General features: G+C 66.1%; 23 protein-coding genes. 9 read left to right on the forward strand and 14 right to left on the reverse strand.

What is annotated here, in order from left to right; translation table 11 throughout:
* Window positions 1-87 precede the first annotated feature (87 nt).
* Window positions 88-903 (reverse strand): ABC transporter ATP-binding protein, encoded by an 816-nt coding sequence (locus J0I42_RS07605; RefSeq protein ID WP_291654213.1) that lies wholly within the window; start codon window positions 901-903, stop codon window positions 88-90.
* A complete protein-coding gene (locus tag J0I42_RS07610) occupies window positions 900-2885 on the reverse strand; it encodes an AMP-dependent synthetase/ligase (protein ID WP_465247658.1) in 1986 nt (661 codons plus the stop codon). Before J0I42_RS07610 ends, J0I42_RS07605 begins: the two co-directional genes overlap by 4 nt.
* A 269-nt stretch (window positions 2886-3154) precedes the next feature.
* On the opposite strand from J0I42_RS07610, the gene J0I42_RS07615 reads away from it, so the two are divergent.
* Window positions 3155-3568: a VOC family protein gene (locus J0I42_RS07615; RefSeq protein ID WP_291654215.1), complete on the forward strand. Its 414-nt coding sequence runs from the start codon at window positions 3155-3157 to the stop codon at window positions 3566-3568.
* 76 nt (window positions 3569-3644) lie between these two features.
* On the opposite strand, the gene J0I42_RS07620 is transcribed toward J0I42_RS07615, so the two are convergent.
* The 4 genes from J0I42_RS07620 to J0I42_RS07635 form a co-directional block, all read right to left on the reverse strand.
* Window positions 3645-3950 carry a hypothetical protein gene (locus J0I42_RS07620; protein ID WP_291654216.1) on the reverse strand — a complete coding sequence of 102 codons (306 nt, stop codon included), beginning with the start codon at window positions 3948-3950 and terminating at the stop codon, window positions 3645-3647.
* 78 nt (window positions 3951-4028) lie between these two features.
* Window positions 4029-4235, reverse strand: coding sequence for a hypothetical protein (locus J0I42_RS07625; protein ID WP_291654217.1), 207 nt, complete (start codon window positions 4233-4235; stop codon window positions 4029-4031).
* 77 nt (window positions 4236-4312) lie between these two features.
* Entirely contained in the window at window positions 4313-4987 is a 675-nt protein-coding gene (locus J0I42_RS07630; RefSeq protein WP_291654218.1) for a Crp/Fnr family transcriptional regulator, read from the reverse strand.
* A 90-nt stretch (window positions 4988-5077) separates the two neighbouring features.
* Window positions 5078-8620 (reverse strand): indolepyruvate ferredoxin oxidoreductase family protein, encoded by a 3543-nt coding sequence (locus J0I42_RS07635; protein WP_291654219.1) that lies wholly within the window; start codon window positions 8618-8620, stop codon window positions 5078-5080.
* A 317-nt stretch (window positions 8621-8937) separates the two neighbouring features.
* Between J0I42_RS07635 and J0I42_RS07640 the strand changes: the two genes are divergently transcribed.
* Together J0I42_RS07640 and J0I42_RS07645 are read left to right on the forward strand one after the other, a co-directional pair.
* The gene (locus tag J0I42_RS07640) at window positions 8938-9582 is read left to right on the forward strand and encodes a DUF1007 family protein (protein ID WP_291654220.1); all 645 of its coding nucleotides are present in this window, start codon (window positions 8938-8940) and stop codon (window positions 9580-9582) included.
* Window positions 9573-10595, forward strand: coding sequence for a nickel/cobalt transporter (locus tag J0I42_RS07645; protein ID WP_291654221.1), 1023 nt, complete (start codon window positions 9573-9575; stop codon window positions 10593-10595). The genes J0I42_RS07640 and J0I42_RS07645 overlap by 10 nt, the downstream gene beginning before the upstream one ends.
* A 4-nt stretch (window positions 10596-10599) precedes the next feature.
* Here the strand turns inward: J0I42_RS07645 and J0I42_RS07650 are convergent, their stop codons facing one another.
* Genes J0I42_RS07650 through J0I42_RS07670 form a run of 5 tightly spaced genes read right to left on the reverse strand, consistent with a single transcriptional unit; the run spans window position 10600 to window position 15069 of the window.
* Window positions 10600-10986: a nitrile hydratase accessory protein gene (locus J0I42_RS07650; protein WP_291654222.1), complete on the reverse strand. Its 387-nt coding sequence runs from the start codon at window positions 10984-10986 to the stop codon at window positions 10600-10602.
* Entirely contained in the window at window positions 10973-11632 is a 660-nt protein-coding gene (gene nthB, locus J0I42_RS07655; RefSeq protein ID WP_291654223.1) for a nitrile hydratase subunit beta, read from the reverse strand. Before nthB ends, J0I42_RS07650 begins: the two co-directional genes overlap by 14 nt.
* Window positions 11629-12258, reverse strand: coding sequence for a nitrile hydratase subunit alpha (gene nthA, locus J0I42_RS07660; RefSeq protein ID WP_291654224.1), 630 nt, complete (start codon window positions 12256-12258; stop codon window positions 11629-11631). The genes nthB and nthA overlap by 4 nt, the downstream gene beginning before the upstream one ends.
* Window positions 12259-12270: 12 nt before the next feature.
* Window positions 12271-13467 carry an amidase gene (locus J0I42_RS07665; protein WP_291654225.1) on the reverse strand — a complete coding sequence of 399 codons (1197 nt, stop codon included), beginning with the start codon at window positions 13465-13467 and terminating at the stop codon, window positions 12271-12273.
* A gap of 6 nt (window positions 13468-13473) precedes the next feature.
* Entirely contained in the window at window positions 13474-15069 is a 1596-nt protein-coding gene (locus J0I42_RS07670; RefSeq protein ID WP_291654226.1) for a gamma-glutamyltransferase family protein, read from the reverse strand.
* Window positions 15070-15202: 133 nt separating this feature from the next.
* Here J0I42_RS07670 and J0I42_RS07675 point away from each other — a divergent pair, with 133 nt between their 5' ends.
* Entirely contained in the window at window positions 15203-15442 is a 240-nt protein-coding gene (locus J0I42_RS07675; protein ID WP_291654227.1) for a hypothetical protein, read from the forward strand.
* Window positions 15443-15460: 18 nt separating this feature from the next.
* On the opposite strand, the gene J0I42_RS07680 is transcribed toward J0I42_RS07675, so the two are convergent.
* From J0I42_RS07680 to J0I42_RS07690, 3 genes are all read right to left on the reverse strand, one after another.
* A complete protein-coding gene (locus tag J0I42_RS07680) occupies window positions 15461-15826 on the reverse strand; it encodes a DUF1850 domain-containing protein (protein WP_291654228.1) in 366 nt (121 codons plus the stop codon).
* Complete coding sequence (locus J0I42_RS07685) at window positions 15823-18123, reverse strand: TRAP transporter permease (RefSeq protein WP_465247654.1); 2301 nt, start codon at window positions 18121-18123, stop codon at window positions 15823-15825. Before J0I42_RS07685 ends, J0I42_RS07680 begins: the two co-directional genes overlap by 4 nt.
* A 73-nt stretch (window positions 18124-18196) precedes the next feature.
* Window positions 18197-19165, reverse strand: coding sequence for a TAXI family TRAP transporter solute-binding subunit (locus tag J0I42_RS07690; protein WP_291654229.1), 969 nt, complete (start codon window positions 19163-19165; stop codon window positions 18197-18199).
* Between the two features lie 226 nt (window positions 19166-19391).
* Between J0I42_RS07690 and J0I42_RS07695 the strand changes: the two genes are divergently transcribed.
* The 5 genes from J0I42_RS07695 (at window position 19392) to J0I42_RS07715 (ending at window position 24861) form a co-directional block, all read left to right on the forward strand.
* On the forward strand, window positions 19392-21026 hold the full coding sequence (locus tag J0I42_RS07695) for an OpgD/OpgG family glucan biosynthesis protein (RefSeq protein ID WP_291654230.1): 1635 nt from the start codon (window positions 19392-19394) through the stop codon (window positions 21024-21026).
* Between the two features lie 220 nt (window positions 21027-21246).
* Window positions 21247-21981 carry a zinc ABC transporter ATP-binding protein AztA gene (aztA, locus tag J0I42_RS07700; RefSeq protein ID WP_291654231.1) on the forward strand — a complete coding sequence of 245 codons (735 nt, stop codon included), beginning with the start codon at window positions 21247-21249 and terminating at the stop codon, window positions 21979-21981.
* A gap of 22 nt (window positions 21982-22003) precedes the next feature.
* On the forward strand, window positions 22004-22879 hold the full coding sequence (locus J0I42_RS07705) for a metal ABC transporter permease (protein WP_291654232.1): 876 nt from the start codon (window positions 22004-22006) through the stop codon (window positions 22877-22879).
* Between the two features lie 34 nt (window positions 22880-22913).
* Entirely contained in the window at window positions 22914-23855 is a 942-nt protein-coding gene (locus J0I42_RS07710) for a metal ABC transporter substrate-binding protein (protein WP_291654233.1), read from the forward strand.
* Window positions 23856-23898: 43 nt separating this feature from the next.
* A complete protein-coding gene (locus tag J0I42_RS07715; protein ID WP_291654234.1) occupies window positions 23899-24861 on the forward strand; it encodes a CobW family GTP-binding protein in 963 nt (320 codons plus the stop codon).
* Window positions 24862-24880: the final 19 nt, after the last annotated feature.

Below are 24880 nucleotides of genomic sequence, written 5' to 3' on the forward strand. Positions count from 1 at the left end.
GCGACGATCAGGCCGGCCTTGACCAGCGGGTTGGCGAGAAGGTTCGGGGCGGGGCGGGTGGCGATGTCGCTCATATGTCCACGCTCCTCAATGTGCCACGCCGAGATAGGCATCGATGACGCGCTGGTCGGCCTTGACCTCGTCGGGCGTGCCGTCGGCAATCTTGCGGCCGTATTCGAGCACGACGACGCGGTCGGACAGGTCCATCACCACGCCCATATCGTGCTCGATCAGGGCAATGGTGGTGCCGAACTGGTTGTTCACGTCGAGGATGAAGCGGCACATGTCCTCCTTCTCCTCGAGGTTCATGCCTGCCATCGGCTCGTCGAGCAGCAGCAGTTCCGGTTCCATCGCCAGCGCGCGGCCAAGCTCGACGCGCTTCTGCAGGCCGTAGGGCAATTTGCCGACCGGCAATTTGCGGATGTGCTCGATCTGCAGGAAGTCGATGATGTCCTCGACGACGCGGCGATGCGCGATCTCCTCCTGCATCGCCGGGCCATGGCGCAAAGCCTGCCAGAAGAAGCCCTTCTTCATCTTGAGCGTACGGCCGGTCATGATGTTGTCGAGCGTCGACATGCCCTTGAACAGAGCGACGTTCTGGAAGGTGCGGGCGATGCCGCCGGCAGCGGCGCGGTGCGGGCGCATCTTGGCGCGGCGCTCGCCCTTGAAGACGATCTGGCCTTCCTGCGGCTGGTAGAAGCCGTTGATGCAGTTCAGCATCGAGGTCTTGCCGGCGCCGTTCGGCCCGATGATGGCGCGGATCTCGCCCTTGCGGATGTCGAAGGAGACATCGGTGATCGCCTTCACCCCGCCGAAGCGCAGCGAGATGTTCTCGACCGAGAGCAGGACCTCGCCCTTGTCGCGGATGGGTGTGCCGGTCACGTTGATCGGTTCCGCGTTCATGCCGCCTTCGCCGCGGACGGCGCCTCCTGCCCGGCGACCGGGTAGATCTTGGCGTCGCGCACCTTGACGCGGGCCGCGATCACGCCCTTGCGGCCGTCCTCGAAGGTGACTTCGGTCGAGATGTCAGCGGCGTCCGAGCCGTCGTAGAGCGCGGTGACCAGCGGGGCATAGCGCTCGGCGATGAAGCCGCGGCGGACTTTCTGGGTGCGGGTCAACTCGCCGTCGTCGGCGTCGAGCTCCTTGTGCAGGATCAGGAAGCGCTTGATCTGGGCGCCGCCCATCATCGGCTCGGAGGCGAGCGAGCGGTTCACCTCGTCGACATGCTTGGCGATCATGTCATAGACGAGATCGTGGCCGGCGAGTTCCTGATAGGAGGCATAGACCACGTTGTTGCGCTCGGCCCAGTTGCCGACGGCGATGAGGTCGATGTTGAGCGCCACCGTCGCATGGTCGCGGCCCTGGCCGAAGGCGACGGCTTCCTTGATGTTCGGATAGAATTTCAGCTTGTTCTCGATGTATTTCGGCGGGAACAGCTCGCCATTGGCGAGCTTGCCGACATCCTTGGCGCGGTCGATGATCTTCAGGTGCCCGCCGTCGTCGAAGAAGCCAGCATCGCCCGAGCGGACATAGCCGTCTTCGGTCATGGTCTCGGCGGTCTTGTCGGGGTCCTTATAGTAGCCGCCGAAGATCGAGGGCGAGCGGTAGAGCACCTCGCCATTGTCGTCGATGCGGATCTCGACCATCGGCGCGGGCTTGCCGACCGTGTCGGCCTTGATCTCGCCGTTGGGCTGCATGGTGATGTAGACCCCGGCCTCGGTCTGGCCGTAGAGCTGCTTCAGGTTGACGCCGATCGAGCGGTAGAAGCGGAAAAGCTCCGGGCCGATCGCCTCGCCGGCGGTGTAGCCGACCTTGATATTGGTCAGGCCGAAGCGGTTGCGCAGGGGGCCGTAGACCAGCACGTCGCCGAGCTTGTAGAGCAGGCGACCCTTCAGCGGCACGCTCTCGCCGTTCAGGATCTGCTCGCCGTAGCGCTTCGCGACGTCGAGGAAGTAGTGGAACATCTTCCGCTTCAGCGCGCCTGCATCCTCCATGCGCACCATGGTCACGGTCAGCATGTTCTCGAAGACGCGCGGCGGGGCGAAGGCATAGGTGGTGCCGACCTCGCGGCGATCGTCGATCACCGTGTCCGGGCTTTCCGGGCAGTTGACGCAGAAGCCGGCCAGCATCGCCTGCGCGTATGAAAAGACGTGGTCGCCGACCCAGGCGATCGGCAGATAGGCGATGACCTCGTCAGTCTCGTTCAGCCCGTCGAAGCCGCAGCCGATCTCGGCGGCGATCAGCACGTTATAATGGCTGAGCATCACGCCCTTGGGCCGCCCGGTCGTGCCGGAAGTGTAGAGGATGATGCCGAGATCGGAGCCCTGGCCCAGCTCCATCTCGCGGGCGAGAGCGGCCTCAGCCTGCGGGTCCTTCAGCGCGCGGGCACCGTCAGCGATCACCGTCTCGATGGCGTGGAGCCTGCTGTGGTCGTAGTCGCGCAGGCCGCGGGGCTCGTCATAGAGCATATGCCGGAGATGGGGCAGGCGATCGGCGATCGAGAGCAGCTTGTCGACCTGCTCCTGGTCCTGCACCACGGCGAAAACCGCCTCGGCATGGTCGAGGACATAGGCCATCTCCTCGGCGACGCCGTCGGCATAGACCGGGACGGGAATCGCGCCGATCCATTGCGCCGCGCACATCGACCAGTACAGCCGCGGCCGGTTCTGGCCGATGATCGCGACCTTCTCACCGCGCTTGAGACCGAGATCTGCCAAGCCCTTGGCGAAGTTGCGGACGTGCTCGGCGACCTCGGCCCAATTCCAGGACTGCCAGATGCCCAGGTCCTTATGACGGAAGGCGACGCGCGCGGCGCGTTCCCTCGCATTGCGCAACAGCAATTTCGGAAAGGTATCCGCCTGGCCGGCGGTGCCGCTTGCCACGATTGCGTTCTCCCTGTCGAGCCGCCATGCGTCGTGGCGACTTCCGCGGGCCGGTTCCCGACCTCGTTCTCATGCAAGACTTGCAGGCGGCTATCATCTTCGCAAGGACCCGCTTGACAGACAATTCGCCTTTTGGTGACTATTGTCCCGCCGAGGTTTGTTTCAAGTGCTGCCTTGTTGCGTAAATCCTTGATTCGCCTCTGGTTTTTTCACGAATCGGGCGGATTAAGTCGGCGAGTGCGGTGGTGCCTGCGATGGTGAGGGACCGGCTCATGCTTCACCATCTGTCTTTCGGTGTTTCCGATATCGAGCGTGCCTGCGCCTTCTACGACGCGGTGCTGGCGCCGCTCGGCTATGCCCGGGTCTGGTCCGATCTCAGGCCCGGCGAGACAGGGCAGGCGGTCGGCTATGGCGTGCCGGGCGGGGGCGACAAGCTCGCGTTGAAGCTCAAGCCCGATGAGCAGCGGCCGCCAGGGCCGGGCTTCCATCTGGCCTTCGCCGCGCCGGATCGCGAGGCGGTCGACCGGTTCCATGAGGAAGCGCTCCGGCATGGCGGGCGTGACAATGGTGCGCCGGGCCTGCGCGCGCATTACGGGCCGCATTACTATGCGGCTTTCGTCGTCGATCCCGATGGCCATGAGATCGAGGCCGTGTTCAACGAGCCGGAATTGCCGTGTCTGCCGTAAGTGAAATCTTCGTGGGAGATGTAGAAAGGCCCGCCATCCGGGGGATGGCGGGCCGCTGAATCGTGGCGAGCGCCTATCAGAAGCGCTCGTAGTGATTACGCCGATAGCCATGGGCCGGTGCCCAGGGCGGCGGGCCACCATGGCGGCGACCATAGCCGTAGCCGCGATCATAACCGCGGCCGCCACGATTATAGCTATGCCGCTGCTGCCGCTCCATGTTGCGCTGGATTTCCCACATGCGGTGCTCGCGCGTGTGGCGAGCGTACTCGACCGGCAAGTGATCGAGAGTTTCGGCCTGAGGGAGCGTTACGGGTGCGGCTGTCGCAGGTGTGGCAGCGATCGCAGCGAGGGAAAGGCCAGCGGCCATCAGAATTCCACGCATGGTCGTCTCCTTTTTTGACGCGTCTCATCAGATCATGTTCCAGCGCAATGCTATCTGAACACGGATGTTGGCTGCCGTTCAGATATGACGGCGCTGCTGTGCGGGCGAATGCTCCGACGCGGTAGCGGGATGCCGGGGCGCGGCGCGGACTTTCGCCGGCTGGTACGGCTGGAGGGAGTTGCACCAACTTCCCGACAGGCGCCGGACGATATCCGACTGCGCTGCGGCGTATTCGGCGATCTGGTCGTTGACCCGTTTTACGAACAGGTCGAAGAGGCCAAACATGACGGCGTTTCCTTTCTCAGCCAGGGCTGTTCGGCAGAGGAAACGCGCGAGATGCGATTTGGTGCCGCGCCGGCTTGTCATCCCTCGTAGCGGGCGAGCCTGTCGAGGTCGCGGATGGTGATGCTGCCATGGCCGAGTTCGATCAGGCCGAGATCGGCAAGTTTCGCCAACCCCTGATTGGCCATCTGCCGGGAGATACCCGCGAGCATGCCGAGTTCCTCCTGCGAGATCGCCAGCGTGCGGCCGAGATCGGGATAGAGGATCGGGTTGAACAGCCAGGCCAGATTGCGCGCGAGGCGCCCCGTCGAATCGAGCGTGCGCTCAGTCTCGGCCAGCGAGATGAACTGGGCAAGGCGCTCGTTGAACTGGTGGACGAGAAAGCGATTGAACGCGGCCGAGTGTTCGAACAGCCAGAGGAAGGTCGAGCGCCGCATCAGGGCAATCCGCGACTCGCGCAACGCCACCAGCTCGTAGCGGCGCGCCTCGGCCTTGATCACGGTGCCCTCGCCGAACCAGGCGCCGGCGCGCAGACCGGCGAGGGTCGCGGATTTGCCGGTCTTCGAGGTCGTCGCCATCTTGACCAGCCCCTCGGCCACGCCGGTCCAGGCCTCGAGCCGGTCGCCGACATGGCAGATCGAGGCACCCTTGCCGTAGCTCTTGAAGGAGATGCCGCGTCGCGCCTCCTCGAACTCGGCCTCGGACAGATCATGGGACCAGGAGGCGATGGCGCGCAGTTCCTCGGGGGGGATCACAAGCAGTCCTTGAAGCCAAATGTCGGCTCAATATGGCGTGCGACGGCGAACAGACTCAAGTTGAACCAAAGGCGCCGAACGCCCCGATACTCATTCGGCAGCCTGCGGCAGCGCCGCCGATGCCGGCCCATCGCGCAACTGCGCCAGCAGTGCCGCCTCCTCGGCCTTCGCCGTCTTCAGATGCCGTTCCTTGACGTGGCCGAAGCCGCGGATCTTCTCCGGGATCGCTGCGAGGGCTGCGCAGAGCGCGTGATTCTCCTGCGAGAGCTTCGACAGCAGCTCGTTCAGCAGTGCCTCGTAATCCGCGATCAGCCTGCGCTCCGTGCGGCGTTCCTGCGTGTAGCCGAAGAGGTCCAAGGCGGTACCGCGCAGGCCCTTGAGCTTCGCCAGCACCGAGAAGGCGCCCATCATCCACGGACCGAAGCTCATCTTGCGCGGCAGGCCGGTATTTGGATCGCGTCGTGCCAGCAGCGGCGGGGCGAGGTGGAACTCGTAGCGTAGCGGCTTGCCGTCGCCGGCTTCGGCCTCGAAGGTGGCCGCAATCTGCTTGCGGAAGGCGCCGTCGCTGTAGAGCCGGGCGACTTCGTACTCATCCTTATAGGCCATCAGCTTGAAGAGGTTGCGGGCAACGGCCTCGCTCAGCGTGCTCTGGCCGGGCATCACCGCCGCTTCCCGCGTCTGCACGCGAGCGACGAGGTGGCGGTAGCGCGCCGCGTAGGCTGCGTTCTGATAGGCGGTGAGGAAGGCGACGCGGCGCTCGATGATCTCCTCCAGCGTCTGCGACAGCTGGCGGGCCGGCGTCGCCGCCTTGCTCTGCGAGAGGAGGCCAGCCAGCGCCTGCGGGTCATGGGCGGCGCGGCGGCCGAGCTCGAAGGCCTGCCTGTTCATGGCGACGGCCTCGCCGTTCAGCTCGATCGCCTTGAGCAGAGCCTCGCGCGAAAGCGGGACGGCACCGAGCTGCCAAGCATGGCCGAGCATGAACATATTGGCGGCGATGGCGTTGCCGAGGAAGGCGACGGCCGCTGCCGTGGCATCGATGAAATGCGTCTGCTCGCGGCCGGCAGCCAAGAGGATCGCGCGCCTCAGGCGCTCGGTGGGCAGCGAGAAATCGGCATTGCGGGTGAAATCGCCCGGCAGACTCTCGGCGGTGTTGACGATGACCGTGCCGCATTCGGGCCGGATCGCGCCGAGCACCTTCTTCGAGCCGGTGACGGTCAAGTCGCAGCCGAGCACGAGATCGGCCTGTCCGGCGGTGACGCGGATGGCGTGGATATCGTCCGGACGGGGGGCGAGCTTGACATGACTGAAGACGGCGCCGCCCTTCTGGGCAAGGCCGGCCATGTCGATCATGCCGCAGCCCTTGCCTTCGAGATGCGCGGCCATGCCGAGGATCGCGCCGATGGTGACGACACCGGTGCCGCCGACGCCGGTGACGATCACCGCGAAGCTGCGATCGAGCGCCGGCACGACGGGTTCCGGCAACTCGGCCTCGCCGAGCGCGGCAGCGTCGAGCCGGAGCGGGTCGGCCTTTTTCGGCTTCGCGCCGTGCACGGTGACGAAGGACGGGCAGAAGCCCTTCACGCAGGAAAAGTCCTTGTTGCAGTTCGACTGGTCGATCTGGCGCTTGCGGCCGAATTCGGTCTCCAGCGGCTGGACCGAGACGCAGTTCGACTGTACGCCGCAATCGCCGCAGCCCTCGCAGACCAGTTCGTTGACGATCACGCGTTTGTCGGGATCGGGATAGGCACCGCGCTTGCGGCGGCGGCGCTTCTCGGTGGCGCAGGTCTGGTCATAGACCAGGAGCGAGACGCCGGAGGTTTCGGAGAGCTCGCGCTGGACGGCGTCGAGATCGTCGCGATGGTGGAGCGTCGTGCCGGCCGGCCATTGCGTTCCCGGCGGATATTTGCCGGGGTCGTCACTGACCACGGCGATGCGCTGGACGCCTTCGGCCGCGACCTGCCGCGCCATCTGGTCCGGCGAGAGATGGCCCTCCGCCTGCTGGCCGCCGGTCATGGCGACGGCGTCGTTATAGAGCAGCTTGTAGGTGATGGTGACGCCGCTCGCGACGGCCCAGCGGATCGCGAGCGAGCCGGAATGAGTATAGGTGCCGTCGCCGAGATTCTGGAAGACATGGCCGCGCTTCGAGAACGGCGCCTCGCCGACCCAGTTCGCGCCCTCGCCGCCCATCTGGGTGAAGCCGGCCGTATCGCGGTCCATCCACTGCACCATGTAATGGCAGCCGATGCCGGCATAGGCGCGCGAGCCCTCGGGCACGACGGTCGAGGAATTATGCGGGCAGCCCGAGCAGAAATAGGGCGTGCGCTTGGCGATTTCCTGCGCCTCGGCAAGGCGACCTTGAGCTTGGGCGATCTCCTCCAGCCGGGCGCGGAGCGCGGGATCGTCGCGGTATTGCAGCAGGCGGCCACCCAGTGCGATCGCGATGTCGTTGGGATCGAGCGCGCCATGGACGGGGAAGAGCCAGTCGCCCTTTTCGTCCTTCTTGCCGATCACCATCGGCTGGTGCGCGGCGCCGTACAGCTCCTCGCGGACCTGGACCTCGATCAGCGAGCGCTTCTCCTCGACCACCATGATCAGGTCGAGCCCCTCGGCGAAGGCCTTCAGCTCGGCCGGGTCGATCGGCCAGGGGCAGGCGAGCTTGAACAGGCGGATGCCGAGGTCGTTGGCGCGGACCTCGTCGATGCCGAGATCGGCCAGCGCCTGCTGCACATCGAGATAGGATTTGCCGACGGTGGCGATGCCGATGCGGGGCTTCTTGCCGCCCTGGGTGACGATGCGGTTGAGCTTGTTCGCGCGCAGATAGGCCAGCATCGCATCGCGCTTGTAGAGGTGCATCCGGCGTTCCTGCTCGACGAAATCGAGCTCGCGGCGGATGGCGAGACCGCCGGGTGGCGGGGTGTAATCCGTCGGCAGGACGATGCTGACGCGGTCGAGCGAGCCATCGACGGAGGCCGTCGATTCGATGTTGTCCTTGACGCATTTGATGCCGACCCAGACCGAGGCGAAGCGCGAGAGCGCAATGCCGTGCAGGCCGTAATCGATGATCTCCTGTACCCCGGCCGGGTTGAGGATCGGCATCATCCGGTCGACCAGCACGAATTCGGTCTGGTGGGCGTTGGTCGATGATTCCGCGGTGTGGTCGTCGCCCATCAGGCAGATCACGCCGCCCTTTGGATCGGTGCCGGCCATGTTGCCGTGGCGGAAGACGTCGCCGGAGCGGTCGACGCCCGGCCCCTTGCCGTACCAGAGCGCGAAGACGCCGTCGTGCTTGCCCTCGCCACTCAAGCCCGCTTGCTGCGTGCCCCAGATCGCGGTGGCCGCGAGATCCTCATTCAGACCGGGCTGGAAGACGATATTCGCGGCCTTCAGGGGCTTGGCGGCACGCATCAGTTGCTGGTCGAGCCCGCCGAGCGGGGAGCCGCGATAGCCCGAGACGAAGCCGGCCGTATCGAGTCCGGTCTGCCGGTCGCGCTCGCGCTGCATCAAGAGCATACGAGCGACGGCCTGCGTACCGGTGAGAAAGACCTCGCGCTTGTCGAGATCGTATTTGTCGTCGAGTGCGACGCTCCGCAGCGCGCCCGCCCCGGTGCCGGATTTCCGTGGTGCTTCGGCCATGTTCGGCCTCCCGGATCGTCGTTCCCGCCGACGGGCCGGTGATCCCGGCCTCATGCTTCGCCGTCTTCGCGGCGAATATGTCAGTAAGGCTGACATATCGACCGGAGGCGGTCAATCGATCTGGTATCATTCCAGTTTTCGGGGCCGGGTCCAGAGAATTGCGGGAACGGCCGATGTGAGCCGCGCGGAAGGTGCCGCGATTTGGCCCCGTTTGACAGGGATGGCTGTGGGATTGCAGGGCGCGACGAAGCGCCCGTTGACGATCGCTTAACCATGATCCACGCAAGCCTTGACGGGATCACGGAGGGTTTCTGCCTTTGACGCGACGCGCGCATCTCACGGCCCTGTCGGGGCTCCTGCTGGCGGCCATCGCGGTCGGGCCGGCGGCTGCGCATCCGCATGTCTTCGTCACGGCCAAGGCCGAGATCGTCTTTTCGGCCGACGGCTCGGTGCAGGCGATCCGCAACCGCTGGAGCTTCGACGAGGCCTATTCGGCCTACATCACGCAGGGGCTCGACAAGAACGGCGACGGCAAGCTGACCTCGGACGAATTGGCCGAACTCGCCAAGATCAATGTCGAATCGCTGCCCGATGTCGAGTTCTTCACGGCTGCCAAGCTCAATGGCCGCAAGCAGGAATTCGGCACGCCGGGCGAGCAGGTTATGTCCTATGACAACAAGGTGCTGACGCTGGTCTTCACACTGCCGCTGAAGACCCCGGCCAAGGCGCGTTCCTTCGGCATCGAGATCGGCGATCCCACCTATTTCGTCGCCTTCTCCATCGTCGACGAACCTGATGCTGTGGTGACCAAGGGCGCCCCGCAGGGCTGTGTCGTGCGGGTCAGCCGCCCGCCCAAGCTCGACGACGCCACGCAGAAGCGCCTCGCAGAGGCCGACATCACCGCGACACCCGATGTCAGCGGGCTCGAGATCGTGACGCGCGCGCTGGTGGCATGTCCGTGACATCCGCTGCGACGGCACGCCCCGCCGGCGCGACGCTGTCGCGACGCCTGATCGCCTGCGCGTTGGCGTTGCTTCTGGTCGGGGGCGTGGTTGCGCTGATCGCGCTTCTGATCGCGAGCGTCAGCCCGCCGCCTCCGCCCCCGCCGCGCAATCCCTTCGGCATCGCGCTGCCGCGCGAGGCGCTGCCGTCGACGACCGGATTCGGGGCGGTGCTGCTCGCCTGGCAGTCGAGCTTCTACCGTGAGCTGACAACGACGCTGAAGGCGATCGCGACCGCTCCGGGCGCGCTCTGGGGGTTGCTCGGGCTTTCCTTCGGCTATGGTGTCTTCCATGCGGCCGGGCCGGGTCACGGCAAGGCGGTAATCTCCGGCTATATCGTCGCCGATAATCGAAGCCTGAAGCGGGGCCTGGGATTGAGTTTCGCAGCCGCTCTCTTGCAAGCGTTGGTCGCGATCGCGATCGTGACGGTCGCGACCCTGCTGCTGCGGGTGACCGCGATGCAGATGAACGCCGCGACCACCGTGATCGAGCAGGGCAGCTTCCTGCTGGTGGCGCTGGTCGGCTTGCTGATGCTCTGGCGGAAATCGGGCGCGCTTGTCCGATTAGAAGCCGGTGGGGCTCATGATCCGGCTACTTGCGATCATGTCCATATGCCCGATGCCGAACAGGTTTCGCGGCTGGCTGGCTGGCGCGACATGGCCGGAGTCGTCGTAGCAGCCGGTGCGCGGCCTTGCGCGGGGGCGCTGATCATCCTCGTCTTCGCCAATGCGCAAGGGCTGTTCTGGGCCGGCATCGCCGCGGCCTTCGCCATGGCGTTGGGCACTGCGATCATGACCGGGGCGCTGGCGGCCTTCGCGGTGTTCTTCAAGTTCGCGGCGTTGAAATTCGCAGGTGGCGGCAGCTTGCGCTCGGCGCGGTTGATCGCCGGGCTCGAGTTGCTGGCCGCCGCCTTCGTTGCCGTGCTCGGTGCGGCGTTGTTCACCGGCCTCTGGATCGGCGGGATGGGGAGCTAGAGGCTCATCCGCGCAGCGGATCGTTCTCCAGCAGGATGGGGTGGCCATGCGGCGTGGCCTCCGCGGCGCGGGCCCAGGAGGCGGCGAGCGCGTCGACGCCGTCGTGAGAGGTCAAGCCTTTCGCGACCAGCAGATGCTCCAGCGCCTCGCACCAGCGCTCGTAATAATCCGAGCCGTCCTTGCAGCCGCCGGCTGCGAGCGCCTCCCGGATTTCGGCGCCGAGCGCCTGCGCCCATTCATCGGCGGTGAAGACGCCCTTGTTCTGGAGCTCGACGACCAGCGCGAAGGCTTGCGCTTGCCAGGGCTCGGCGAAGATCGGGCCTCCGGCATCGCGCGGGATCGGGGTGTCGGCTGCGAGCGTTGCCGCCAGATCGGTTTCAGGCCGGCTCAAGATAGCTCTCCCAGGCCTCGATGCTGACGGTGGAGGTCGGATCGGCATCGCGGCCCCAGAGCTCGCGACCGTCGAAGACCACCGTGTAGAGGCATTGCGCCGTCTCGGGCTGCCCTTGCGCGCCCGTGTCTGGGAAGACATGGCAGCCGACGATGCGCTCGACCACGCCCGTCTTGCCGCGGGCATAGCGCGGCAGGCGGGTATGGTGCTGCGGGTGCATTACGACAGTGCGGACCTTGTCTCCGACGGCGAACCGGGCTGGTGCCTTGGCCTCGCGCTCATAGGGGAAGCCGCGGCGCAGGACGCCGGCGACCTCCTCGCCCTTGAGTACGCGCTTCGGCTCCCGGCGCTCGGACGCCGGCTTGCCGCTGGCAAGCTCGTCCGCGCTGAGGAAGCCGTGTTTGACCAGCACCTTGTCGAGGGCGGCGAGCCAGATCTCGTAATAGGTCGAGGAGAGATATTGCGCCGGCGGCAGGCTCTCGCGGGCATGACGGATCTCGTCGATGGTCCAGGCGCCCATCGCGCCGGCCGCGACATTGATCGCGAGCACGCGCTTCTCCCAGTCGCCGTGGAAGACCGGCTCGTTCGGCTCGGGGACGACCGGACCGAAGGCCATCTGTCCGCCGAGGTCATGGGCGCTGTTCATGCGGCATCCTCCACGCGAGGCAAACCGGTGCCGATCATCGAATCGCGCGTGACGATGCTGGCGAGCTTCTCCTCGCTCCAGCCCTCGGTGCCGGCCGGGCGCAGCGGGATGACGATGAAGCGGGTTTCCGCCGTCGAATCCCAGACGCGGATTCGTTGGCTCTCCGGTAGCGTCACGCCGAAATCGGCGATGGTGCCGCGCGGATCGATCACCGCCTTGGCGCGATAGGGCGGGGATTTGTACCAGACCGGGGGCAGCCCCAGCACCGGCCACGGATAGCAGGAGCAGAGGGTGCAGACGATGAGGTTGTGCTGCTCGGGCGTGTTGAAGCAGGCGACGATATGCTCGCCGCCGCGCCCGCCATAATCGAGTTCTGCCACGGCAGCCGTGCCGTCGGCTTTCAGGCGCTCGGCGAAGTCCGGGTCGGTCCAGGCCTTGGCGACGATGCGGGCGCCGTCGCGTGGGCCGATCTTCGTCTCATAGGTGTCGATGATCGCGTCGAGCGCGGCCGGATCGACATAGCCCTTCTGGACCATCAGCGTCTCCAGCGCCTTCACCCGTGCCTCGATGGCGGTGAAGTGGTTGTCGTGGTGGTGGTCGTGATCGTGGTGGTGATGCCCGCTCATGGCGGCCTCCTCTCAGGCGATCCGGATGCGGGCGGCGCGCTCGTAACGAACCGCGAAGGCGACGAGCGAGCGGTCGGAGCCTTTCGGTCCGATCAGTGACAGGCCGAGTGGGGCGCCTTCGCGCTGTGCCACGGGAATCGTGACCTGCGGGAAGCCGGAGAGCCCTGATAAGCAGAGCAGGCGCAGCGCCCGGTTGCGGAAATCCTCCAGCTCGGGCTCCTTCGCGGCGATCAGCGGGGCGACATCCGGCATGGTCGGCAGGATCAGCACGCCGTCCTGGCCGAGCAGGCGCGAGAGCTTGGTGCGGAAGGATTTCCGGGTTGCCTCGCCCTTGGCGTATTCGGTGTCGGTCACTGCCCTCGAGAAGGCGAAGCGCTCCTTCACGCCCGGCCCGAGCGGGGGATTGAAGCGCTCGATCATCGGGCCGTCCGACAGCCAGGCCTCGCGGCCCTGAAGCCAGCGGAAGGCCCAGTAGAGCGCGTCGAGATCGCGGACGAGCTTGACGCCTTCGGGCTGACCAAGTGTCGGGACCGCGCGCTGGACGACGTTGCGCAGGATCGTCTCCGCCTCGGGCACGGCCTGGGCGAACATGTCGTCGGCCATCAGGAGACGCGGCGCCTCCGGCAATTCCGTCTTGTCGGGGCCGAACAGGACATTGGCGACGCGGGCGAATATCTCACCGTCGCGGGCGAACCAGCCGGGGGTGTCGAGGCTTTCCGCCAATGGCCAGGCGCGCTTCAGCGAGAGGCGGCCATGGCTCGGGCGGATGCCGAACAAGCCGCCATAGCTCGCCGGGGCGCGTACCGAACCGCCGGTGTCGGAACCCAACGCGATATCGGCGAGGCGTCCGGCGACGGCCGCCATCGAGCCGCAGGATGAACCGCCGGTGATACGGTCGGGCGCAGCCGGATTGATCGGTGAACCGAAATGCGCGTTCTGGCCGTTGAGCGAGAAAGCCAGTTCGTCGGTATGGGTCTTGCCGACGAAGCGCGCGCCGGCCTTGAGCAGGTCCTTCACGATCGGCGCGGTCTTGGTCTTGATGCCGGACTGCGCCAGCACCAGGGGCGAGCCGGCTCCGGTCGGATAGCCCTTGATGTCGAAGAGGTCCTTCACCGCGAGGGTGAGGCCGGCGAGGGGGCCGGCGACGGCGTGCTTCACCGGCGCGTCGGGATAGGGCACGAAGCAGCGGAACGGATCGTCGAAAGTCATCTGGCGTCAGATCCCCCTGGAATCGCCGTCGGCGCGCGGATCGTGCATGGCCTCGACCCTGCCCCCGGTGTGTTTCACCAGCATGCCGGCATGGCCGAAGCTCTCGCAAGAGCTGCGGCCGCTTTCCGTGACCGGATGGCCGGCGGCATCGAGCCGCTCCAGCAGCGATGCGTCGAAGCGGTTCTCGACCTTGAGACTGGTGGAGCCGGCATCCCCAGTCTTGCCGAGGAGCCAGCGGGGCGCGGCGATGGCCGTGGCGAGGCTTTGGCCAGCGCGGTAGCGCGTCAGGAGCTGCGCCTGGATCTGTGGCTGGCCGTCGCCGCCCGTCGCGCCGTAAGCGAGCACGCGCCCGTCGTCGAAACTGGCCAGAGCGGGGTTGAGCCTGTGGAAGGGCTTGCGGCCGGGTGCCAGCGGATTGACGGCATCCCTGTCGAGCGAGAAGGAGGCGCCCTGGCTCTGCCAGAGGATGCCGGTTGTCGGCAGCACGCAGCCCGAGCCATAGCTCCAACCGTTCGACTGGACATAGGAGACGGCGAGGCCGCCACCGTCGATCACGCCCATCCAGACCGCGCTGCCGTCGTCCCCAAAGTCATGCGACGGCAACTTCGCCGCACGCTTGGCGTCGAGCGTGGCGGCCTCACGCAGCAGCGCGGTATCGCTCAGGAATTCGGCAGGCTGGCGGGAGAGATGAGACGGGTCGGCGACATAGCGGTCACGGATGGCAAAGGCGCGCTTCGTCGCCTCGATCAGCCCGTGATGATGCTCGAAACTGTCGAGACGTACCTCGTCCAGGTGCTCGACGATGCCGAGGATCAGCAGCGAGGCCAGTCCCTGAGTCGGCGACGGCAGATTGGCGAGGTTGAGGCCGGGCAGTTTCAGCGTCAGCGGTACCACCGACCGGGCATGATAGCGCTCGAGATCGGTCCGGATGATCGGCGCACCGATGCGTTCGAGGTCGGCGGCGATCTCGCGGCCGATATCGCCGCGGTAGAAATCCTCCAACCCGGCATCGGCAAGATGCTGCAAGGTGGCGCCCAGCGCCTCCGGCCTACGGCGGGTGCCGGGCCCGGGCGGGGCGCCGTCGCTCCAGAAGCTGGAGACAAAGCCGGGGGCGGTCTTGAGGTCTTCCAGCGCGTGCGGCTGGGAACGGAGCTCCGAGTCAGAAACCGCGTAGCCTTCGCGGCAGTGGCTGACGGCATCCAGCAGCAATTCGCGCAGCGGCATGCGGCCGCCAAGGGAGCGCGAAAGCTCAAGAGCGAGCTGCCAGCCGCCGACGGCGCCTGCAACGGTCAGCGCGGCCTCCGGTCCGCGCGATGGGAGGATGTCGTAGCCCTTGCCGCGATAGCGCTCGATGGTGGCGAGCGAGCCGGCCGGGCCGCAGGCCTCGATGCCGTGCAGCCTGCCGCCGGGCTCATGCACCAGCCAGAAGCCGTCGCCGCCGATGCCGTTCAGATGCGGATAGACAACAGCGATCGTCGCAGCCATCGCGACCATGGCCTCGATGGCGTTGCCGCCTTCGGCCAGAATGGCCCGGCCCGCCTCGGAGGCGAGGCGATGAGGGGCCGCCACGGCGGCGGAAGCGAAGACGGGCGTATCCAGCATCAGGACTTTTCAAGCGCGGAGATCATGCCCATCTGCACGATGGGCGCGAATTTGTTGCATGGGGCGGCAAGCTCCGCTAGGTGCGTGAGGCGCATGGCCACGTGAGGCGGTGGGCGCGTGAAGGAAGGACAGCATGGCCGGACGGCATATGAACTGGCGCAACCTGATCATGGTCTCCTCGTTCGGGATCCTGATCGCCGTCGAGCTCTTCGGCGTGGCGCTGGCGGCCGGCTGGGCGCTGGCCGGTCTGTTCGATCTCGGCGCCATCTTCGAATACATCATGATGGCGATCTTCTCGGTCTTCGCCGGGTATGGCCTGGTCAACCTGATGCGCCGCATGCTCAAGATCGAACACCTCACCGAGGTCGATTGAGACTTTTGGCCTTCCCGGTCAGTCGCAGATTTTCAGCGTGACCGGGTCGACATCAGCCGGAAGGTAATCTCCCATCGCGCGGCAGCCCGATGCCGTGCAGACGCGCCAGTCGGCGGTGGCACCCGAGCGACGCATCATCACTTCCTTGAGCGGTGGCAAGGTCGGGTGCCAACGCCAGAAGCCGTCGACGAGCTTCGCGCCGTCGGGGGGGTCCATCCCCGCCCCAGAACCCTCGATCCGGGCCTCGACGATTTCGAGTCCGGCGGGCGTCTCCCGCCAGACCTCCTCCCACAGCGTCTTCTGCACCGAATGGCGCCAGCCCAGCGTGATCTCGCCCTTGCCGAGCATCACCGCGAGCGCGCCGGCCGCGAGACACAGGCTCATGCGATGGCTGGCGCGCCTCGGGCCCGCCACAGATGCTGGCCGATCACCAGAGCCGCGAGGACAAAGCCGACCTCGTCGGTGACCGGCAGCGCCAGCACGAGCGAGAAGGCGGCGGCGGCCGCCAGGAGCCGTTCCCAGATCTCCAGGTCACGCTTCATGAAACCGATCGTTGCCGCACCCCAGAGGAAGATCGCCAACAGGGCTTTGACGATGATGTAGGTGGCTGCCGTCGCGTAGGCGAAGCCGCTCAGGCCTTGCACCGGCTGCAGCATCAGGGCGGGATCATAGACCGCCATGAACGGGATCACGAAGCCGGCCATCGCGATCTTGATAGCCTGGAAGCCGATCTTGAAGCCGGATTCCTTGGCGATCGGTGCTGCTGCGAAGGCGGCCAGCGCCACCGGCGGAGTCAGGTCCGCCATGATGCCGAAATAGAAGACGAACATGTGGCTGACGATCAGCGGCACGCCGAGCTTGAGCAGGATCGGGGCGGCGAGCGACGAGGTGATGATGTAGTTCGGAATGGTCGGGATGCCCATGCCGAGGATAAGGCTCACGACCATCGTCAGGATAAGCGCGAGGAACAGCGAATCCCGCCCGACCGCGACGACGGCGTTGCCGAAAATCGTGCCGACGCCCGTCAATGTCATGGTGCCAATGACAATGCCGACAACTGCGCAGGCGACGCCAACGGGAATCGCCTGCCGGGCACCGTCCGCCAGAGCTTCGCGGCAAGCGGCGACCGTCTCGGCACCGCCCTTGCTGAAGAGGTTGACGAAGATGAGTCCGACGACCAGCGCGACGATGACGAGGATGCCGTACCAGAAGAAGAGCCCGCAGAGCAGCCCGAGCCCGACCCAGAACAGGACGCGCACTGCCATTGGACCGATGCCGAGCGCGAACGACCCGCCGAGGATCAGGACGACGGTGAGCGCGAGGCCCACCGAGCCCGAGAAGAGCGGGGTGTATCCTGCGAAGAGCAGATAGACGAGCACCGCCAGCGGCAGAATCAGATACCATTTCTCGACCAGTGCCTTGCCGGCGCTCGGCAAGGCGGAGCGCGGCATGCCGACGAGCCCGCGCTTGCCGGCCTCGAGATGCACGGCGAGGAAGGCGGCAGTGTAGTAGAGGATCGCGGGGACGATCGCAGCCTGGACGACGGCCGCATAAGGCACGTCGATCGTCTCGGCCATGATGAAGGCGACGGCGCCCATAACCGGCGGCATGATCTGGCCGCCCATCGAGGCCGTCGCCTCGACGCCGCCAGCGAAGGCCGGGCGATAGCCGAAGCGTTTCATCAGGGGAATGGTGAACTGGCCGGTCGAAACGACATTGGCGACGCCGGAACCCGAGATCGTGCCCATCAGCGCGGAGGAGAAGACCGCGACCTTCGCCGGACCGCCGCGAGCGCTGCCGAAAAGCCCCATCGCGACATCGGTGAAGAGCTGGATCATGCCCGCCCGCTCGAGGAACGAGCCGAACAGGATGAAGAGGAAGATGAAGGTCGCAGAGACGCCGGTGGGCGTCGCATAGATGCCCTCGGTGCCGAAGGACATGTGCTCGATCACCTGCTCCAGCGAGTAGCCGCGATGGTTTAGCGGCGAGGGCAGATAGTTGCCGAGCAGGCAATAGGCGAGGAACAGGCCGGCGACGATGGGCAGGGCCGGCCCCATGAAGCGCCAGCAGATCAGGAACAGGATGGCGATTGCCGCGATGCCTACGACGAGATCGGCCTGCGTAACCTCGCCGGCGCGAGCGACCAGATCCTCGTAGAAGAACCAATGGTAGAGACCGATGCCGAAGCCGGCGACGGCGAGCCCCCAGGCGATCATAGCGCTGGCGCGCGATTGACTCTTGTGCTGGGCGAGGAGGCCGCCCGCCACGAGGCAAAGCATGCCGACGTGGAGCGTACGCAGGATCTGATTGGGCACAGATCCACCGAACCGCGCCAGCAATTCGAGGACGACCGCCATCGGAATCCAGGCCAGCAGCATCTCGGCCCAGGCCTTGCCGCGTGCCGCCTGAACGACGATCGCGACCAGCCAGAGTGCGATGGTAGCGCGCAGCAAGTCTATGATGTCGATGCCGGCGAAGCGATGATCGAGCGGGACATTGAAGGCGGTCGCGATCTGGAAGAGCGAAAAGGCCACGGCGATCCAGAACAGCAGGCGACCGGGCCAGCCGGGGCCGAAGCCGGGCGGCAGGCCGTGCTCGGGGTCGACGATCGGCTGCTGCGTCTCGACGGGCACGCCGCCGGTATCCGGCACGGCCAGAGGCTTGTGCTTGTCTTCGCTCATGTGCTGGTTCCACCCGCCAGACAAAAGGGCGAGGCCCCGAGGCCCCGCCCGTGACCAAGACGCTTCTGACGGCTCAGGAGCCGACCTTCAGGCCTTTTTCCTTGAAGTACTTCGCAGCGCCCGGATGCAGCGGGATCGGCATGCCTTCCAGTGCGGTCTCCAGCTTGATCGCCTTGCCAGCCGCATGGGCGGCAGCAAGGTCGCCAAGGTTCTCGTACATCGACTTGGTCATCTGGTAGACGAGGTCTTCCTTCACGCCTTCATGGGTCACGAGGTAGTTGACGACCGCGGCAGCCTGCACCGGGGCGCTCTGGCCCGTATAGGTGTTGGCCGGGATCGTCGCCTTGACGAACGGCGCGCCAGCCTTGTCTACGACGGCAGCCGGCACCTCGACCACGGTGATCTCGACCGAAGTCGCGAGGTCGCGCAGCGAGGCGACGCCGAGGCCGGCGGATTGCAGGGTTGCGTCGAGCTGGCGATTCTTCATCAGCTCGACCGATTCGGCGAAGGGCAGGTACTCGATCTTGCCGAGATCCTTGTAAGACATGCCGGCGGCGGCGAGGATCGCGCGTGCGTTCAGCTCTGTGCCGGATTTCGGCGCGCCAACCGAGAGGCGCTTGCCCTTGAGATCGGCCAGCGTCTTGATGCCGCTATCCTTCGAGGCGACGATCTGGACGTAGTTCGGATAGATCGCGGTGACGCCACGTAGCTTCTTCAGTGGCGCCTTGAACCCGGCGTCCTCGTCTCCCCTCCAGGCGGCATCGAGCGAATCGCCGAGCGTGAAGGCGATCTCGCCCTTGCCTTGCTGCAGGAGCACGAGATTCTCGACCGAGGCCTTCGTAGCCTGAACGGTCGGCCGGGTGCCGGCGATCTTCTCGCCGTAGATCTTCGAGAGCGCCACGCCCATCGGATAATAGACGCCCGAGGTGCCGCCGGTGAGGACGTTGATGAATTCCTCGGCCCTGGCAGTCGCGGGGGCGGCTGCGATCAGCGCTGCGGCGGCAAGGGCGGCGAGGCGGTGGCTACGGAACAGCGATTTCATAGTCTCTCCCTGAGGCTCGCTCCGGCTGATCCGGCCGGTTGATCGGGTTTTTAGAGCATGTCGAACCGGAAAGGGGAAGCGCCCGACGACAGGCGGCCGTCCGCCTTTAGCCGAAAGGCCGGACTGGTTTCGCCACGATTGGCTGCCTATCTCCCGTTTCGCGCGGCGGCCGCTGTAGATGAGCAGGACCGGCCATGCACCCGAGTAACGAGCGATCAGGAACGACATGCACGACCGTGCCGAGCAGGGTAGCAGCCAGAGGCTTCGCCTCGACCGACGGACTCTTCTCGCAGGTGCGGGTGCGACGGCAACGCTTGCCGCACTCGGTTTCGCGCCGGAAGCGCTGGCGCAGCAGGGGCTGAAGCTCGGCGATGCCAGTGATTTCACCTTCGAGGCGCTGAAGGCGCGAGCCAAGGAGATGGCGGCTAAGCCTTATCAGGCCCCACCTAGCCCGCGGCCCGAGGTGATGCAGCGGATCGACTATGACGCCCATGGCAAGATCAGGTTCAAGCCGGAGGCGGCGCTCTGGGCGGATGGACCCTCGCCCTGGCCGGTGACTTTCTTCCATCTCGGCCGCTTCTTCCAGAAGCCGGTCAGGATGCATGTCGTCGAGGGCGGGAAGGCGCGCGAGATCGTCTACGACGCCAGTTATTTCGAGATGCCGGCCAATTCACCGGCCCGCGATCTGCCGGCCGGGGCGGGTTTCGCCGGTTTCCGCTTGCAGGAGAGCCGCAGCGGCCACCCTGGCCGCGATGGCGGGGCGCTCGACTGGAAGACGAACGATTGGGTCGCCTTCCTCGGTGCCTCCTATTTCCGGGCCATCGGCGAGCTCTACCAGTACGGCCTGTCGGCGCGCGGCGTCGCGATCGACCCGGCGGTTTCCGGCAAGCTGGAGGAGTTTCCCGACTTCACCCATATTTGGCTGGAGACGCCGCAGGCGGGCGCCGAGCATGTCGCCGTCTACGCCTTGCTCTCGGGGCCGAGCATCGCCGGCGCCTATCGCTTCCGCATGCATCGCGGCAAGGGCGTCACTATGGAGATCGAGACCGCGCTGCATCTGCGCAAGGACGTCTCGCGGCTGGGCATCACGCCACTGACCTCGATGTTCTGGTATTCCGAGACCGCGAAGCAGACGGCGATCGACTGGCGCCCCGAGGTGCATGATTCCGACGGGCTCGCCCTCTGGACCGGGCCGGGCGAGCGCGCCTGGCGCCCCCTGAACAATCCGCCGCACACTATGGCCTCTGCCTTCGTGGACAGCGATCCGCGCGGCTTCGGCCTGATGCAGCGCGACCGCGAGACCGGGCATTATCTCGATGGGGTGCATTACGAGCGCCGCCCGAGCCTATGGGTCGAGACCGATGGACAGTGGGGCAGGGGCTCCGTCCAGCTTGTCGAGATCCCCACCGACGACGAGATCCACGACAATATCGTCGCTATGTGGGTGCCCGAAGGCCCTGCGAAGGCCGGCAACGCCTATAATTTCCGCTACAAGCTGCACTGGCTCGCCGATGAGCCTTTCCCGACGCAGCTTGGTCGGGTCGTCGCCACGCGACTGGGCAATGGTGGCCAGCCGGGAACGGCGCGGCCGCGCGGCGTGCGCAAGTTCATGGTCGAGTTTCTCGGACCGGCGCTGGAGGCGGTTCCCTTCGGCGTGAAGCCCGAGGTGGTGCTTTCGACCTCGCGCGGCAGCTTCTCCTATATCTTTGCGGAGGCCATGCCGGACGATGTGCCCGGCCATTGGCGGGCCCAGTTCGACCTTACCGTTGGCGGCAGCGATCCCGTCGAGATGCGCTGCTATCTCAAGGCCGGTGATACCGTGCTGACCGAGACCTGGCTCTACCAGTACCTGCCGTTCTAAGCGGGGACAGCTGCGGAATCGCCTTGCTCCGGCACGAGCGTAACATTATATCGTTTCCCATGGCTCACGCGCACGCCCACCACACACATCGCGCCGCCTCGGAGGCTCCGGGGTGGTCGCTGTTGCGTTTGTCGGCAGGGACGCGCGTGGGATTGGCCGCCGCTGTCGTCGCCTTCCTCTGGCTGGCGACGCTGGCCGTGATCCTGTGAGTTTGCGTTCGATGTCCGCCATCCGTCTGACCGACCTGACGCTCGGCTATGATCGCCATCCGGCGGTGCATCACCTCTCCGGCGAGATCGCGGCCGGGAGCCTGACCGCCATCGTCGGGCCGAACGGTGCTGGCAAGTCGACCCTGCTCAAGGGCATCGCTGGGGCGCTCGCGCCGCTCTCCGGCGGCGTTGCGCTCGCCAAGGGCAAGCGGCTCGCCTATCTCCCGCAATCGGCCGATCTCGATCGCTCCTTCCCGATCCATGTCTATGATCTCGTCGCCATGGGGCTGTGGAATCGGGCCGGCATCTTCGGCCGGATCGGTGCGGGCGCCGCGCACAAGATCGAGCACGCGATTGCGGCCGTTGGCCTTACAGGTTTCGAGCGCCGCCCGATCAGCACGCTCTCCGGCGGACAAATGCAGCGGGTGCTGTTCGCGCGGCTCCTGCTGCAGGACGCCGACGTGATCCTGCTGGATGAACCTTTCACCGCGATCGATGCGCGCACGACGGCCGACCTGCTCGAACTCGTCCGGCGCTGGCATGGCGAGAACCGTACCGTCGTCGCCGTGCTGCACGATATCGAGACGGTCCGGCAGGCCTTTCCGCAGACATTGCTGCTGGCGCGCGAGGCCGTGGCCTGGGGCGAGACCGCGACCGTGCTGACGCCCGAGAATTTGCTGAAGGCGCGACGCATGGTCGAAGCCTTCGACAGCCACGCCGCTCCATGCCAGCGTGACGCGGCCTGATTCGCGCAAACAGGCCCAGCCGATGCTCTACGATCTCCTCGTCGGCCCCTTCGCCGAATTCGACTTCATGCGCCGCGCGCTCGTTGGTGTGGTCGCGCTCTCTGTCTCGGGCGCGCCGATCGGCGTCTTCCTGATGCTCCGGCGGATGAGCCTGACCGGCGACGCCATGGCGCATGCGATCCTGCCCGGGGCTGCACTGGGCTATCTCGTTGCGGGGTTCTCGTTGCCGGCTATGACGATCGGCGGGCTCGCGGCTGGCTTCGCGGTGGCGCTGGCGGCTGGTGCAGTGGCGCGGGCGACTGTCCTCAAGGAGGATGCATCGCTTGCCGCCTTCTACCTGATCTCGCTTGCGCTCGGTGTCACCATCGTCTCGCTTCGGGGCTCGGCGATCGATCTCCTGCATGTACTCTTCGGCAATGTGCTGGCGCTCGACGATCAGGTTCTGATCCTGCTTGCAGGTGTCGCAACGGTGTCGCTCCTGTCATTGGCGGCGCTCTACCGGCCGCTGGTGCTCGAATGCGTCGATCCCGGTTTCCTGCGTTCGGTCAGCCGCTCCGGTGGTGTCGTGCACCTGACCTTCCTCGCGTTGGTCGTGCTCAATCTTGTCGCTGGCTTCCATGCGCTGGGAACCTTGCTCGCCGTGGGCATGATGATGCTGCCGGCGGCAGCGGCGCGCTTGTGGACGGCCGATATCACGCGGCTCCTTCTGCTGGCGGCCGGTTTCGGCATGGCTTCGGGCTATGCCGGGCTCGTGACGTCCTATGCAGCAGGGTCGAGCCTGCCGGCGGGACCATCGATCATCCTCGCTGCCGGCGCGATCTATATCGGCTCGCTCCTGTTCGGTTCGCAGGACGGGCTTGCGCGACGCCTCTTGCCTCGCGCCCACCTCCAGAGATAGAAACGTTATATCGTTTCATTTCCTGGAGTCGCCCATGCCCACCCGTCGTGTCCTCGTCGCCGGCCTCGCTTACGGGCTTGCCGCAGCCGCCACGCCGTTCGGTGCCTTCGCTCAGGAGAAGCTGCCGGTGGTGGCGAGCTTCTCGATCCTCGGCGATTTCGTCCGGCAGGTCGGCGGCGACCGCGTCACCGTAACCACGCTGGTCGGCCCTGATGGCGACGCTCATGTCTATTCGCCGACACCGGCCGATGCAAAGGCGATGGCCGCTGCCAAGATCGTCCTCGTCAACGGCCTGCATTTCGAGGGCTGGCTGCCGCGTCTCCTGAAGTCGTCGGGTACCAAGGCGACCATGGTGACTGCGACGAAGGGCATCACGCCGCTCGAGGCGGATAACGATCATGACGACAAGGGCAAGGGTGGCCACGCGCATGCCCATGGCCATCACGATCCGCATGCCTGGCAGAGCGTCGCCAATGCGCAGATCTATGTCGCGAATATCCGGGATGCGCTAAGCGCGGCCGATCCGGAGGGCAAGGCGAGCTACGAGGCCAATGCCGCGGCCTATCTCGGCGAGCTCGAAAAGCTCGATGGGGAGGTGAAGGCCGCCATCGCGCGCATCCCGGCCGAGCGGCGCAAGGCGATCACCACGCATGACGCCTTCGGCTATTTCGTGAAGGCCTATGGTATTGAATTCGTCGCGCCGCAGGGCGTTTCGACCGAGGCTGAGGCCTCCGCCAGGGACGTCGCCCGCATCATCCGGCAGGTCAAGGCACAGAAGATTCCGGCCGTCTTCCTCGAAAACGTCACCAATCCCCGCCTCGTCGAGCAGATCGCGCGCGAAAGCGGCGCCAAGGTCGGCGGCCGGCTCTACTCGGATGCGCTCTCGGCCGAGACCGGGTCGGCGGGGACTTACATCCGGATGATGAAGCACAATATAAGCGAGATCGAAAAGGCGCTGTCCGCCGGCCCGGCCTGACCGGGCGGTGTCCTCCTCGCGTCGCAGTCATTCAGGTCAAGCCATGTCCGAGAAAATCCCCGTCACGGTGCTCACCGGCTATCTGGGCGCCGGCAAGACCACGCTCCTCAACCGCATCCTGACCGAGGACCACGGCAAGAAATTCGCGGTCATCGTCAACGAATTCGGCGAGGCCGGAATCGATGGCGACCTCATCGTCGGCGCCGACGAGGAAATCTTCGAGATGAACAACGGCTGCATCTGCTGCACCGTGCGCGGCGACCTGATCCGCATTCTCGACGGCCTGATGAAGCGCAAGGGCAAGTTCGACGCGATCATCGTCGAGACCACCGGTCTCGCCGATCCCGCGCCGGTCGCCCAGACCTTCTTCGTCGACCAGGATGTCGGCGACGCCACCCGCCTCGACGCGGTCGTGACGGTCACCGACGCGAAGTGGCTGAAGGACCGGCTCAAGGATGCGCCGGAAGCCAAGAACCAGATCGCCTTCGCCGATGTGATCGTGCTCAACAAGACCGATCTCGTCACGGCGGAAGAGTTGGCCGATGTCGAGGCCGCGATCCGCGCCATCAACCCCTATGCCAAGCTGCACAAGGCCGAGCGCGCCAATGTCGATATCGCGGCGCTGCTCGACCGCAACGCCTTCGATCTCGACCGCATCCTCGATATCGAGCCGGATTTCCTCGAGGCCGGGCATCACCACCACCATGCCGAGGATGTGCGCTCGATCTCGCTGACCGTGCCGGGCGATGTCGATCCCGAGAAATTCATGCCGTGGATCAACGACCTCACCCAGATCCAGGGGCCGAACATCCTGCGTTCCAAGGGCATCCTCGCCTTCAAGAACGAGCCGCGCCGCTTCGTCTTCCAGGGCGTGCACATGATCCTGGACGGCGACCTGCAGCGCGACTGGAAGGATGGCGAGACGCGCGAGAGCCGCCTCGTCTTCATCGGGCGCAATCTCAACGAGAACGAATTGCGCAAGGGGTTTGAAGCCTGCGCGGCCTGAGCTAAAGCCGCGTCATGAC

This window comes from Allobosea sp. (genome assembly GCF_017308015.1).
Classification (GTDB): domain Bacteria; phylum Pseudomonadota; class Alphaproteobacteria; order Rhizobiales; family Beijerinckiaceae; genus Allobosea.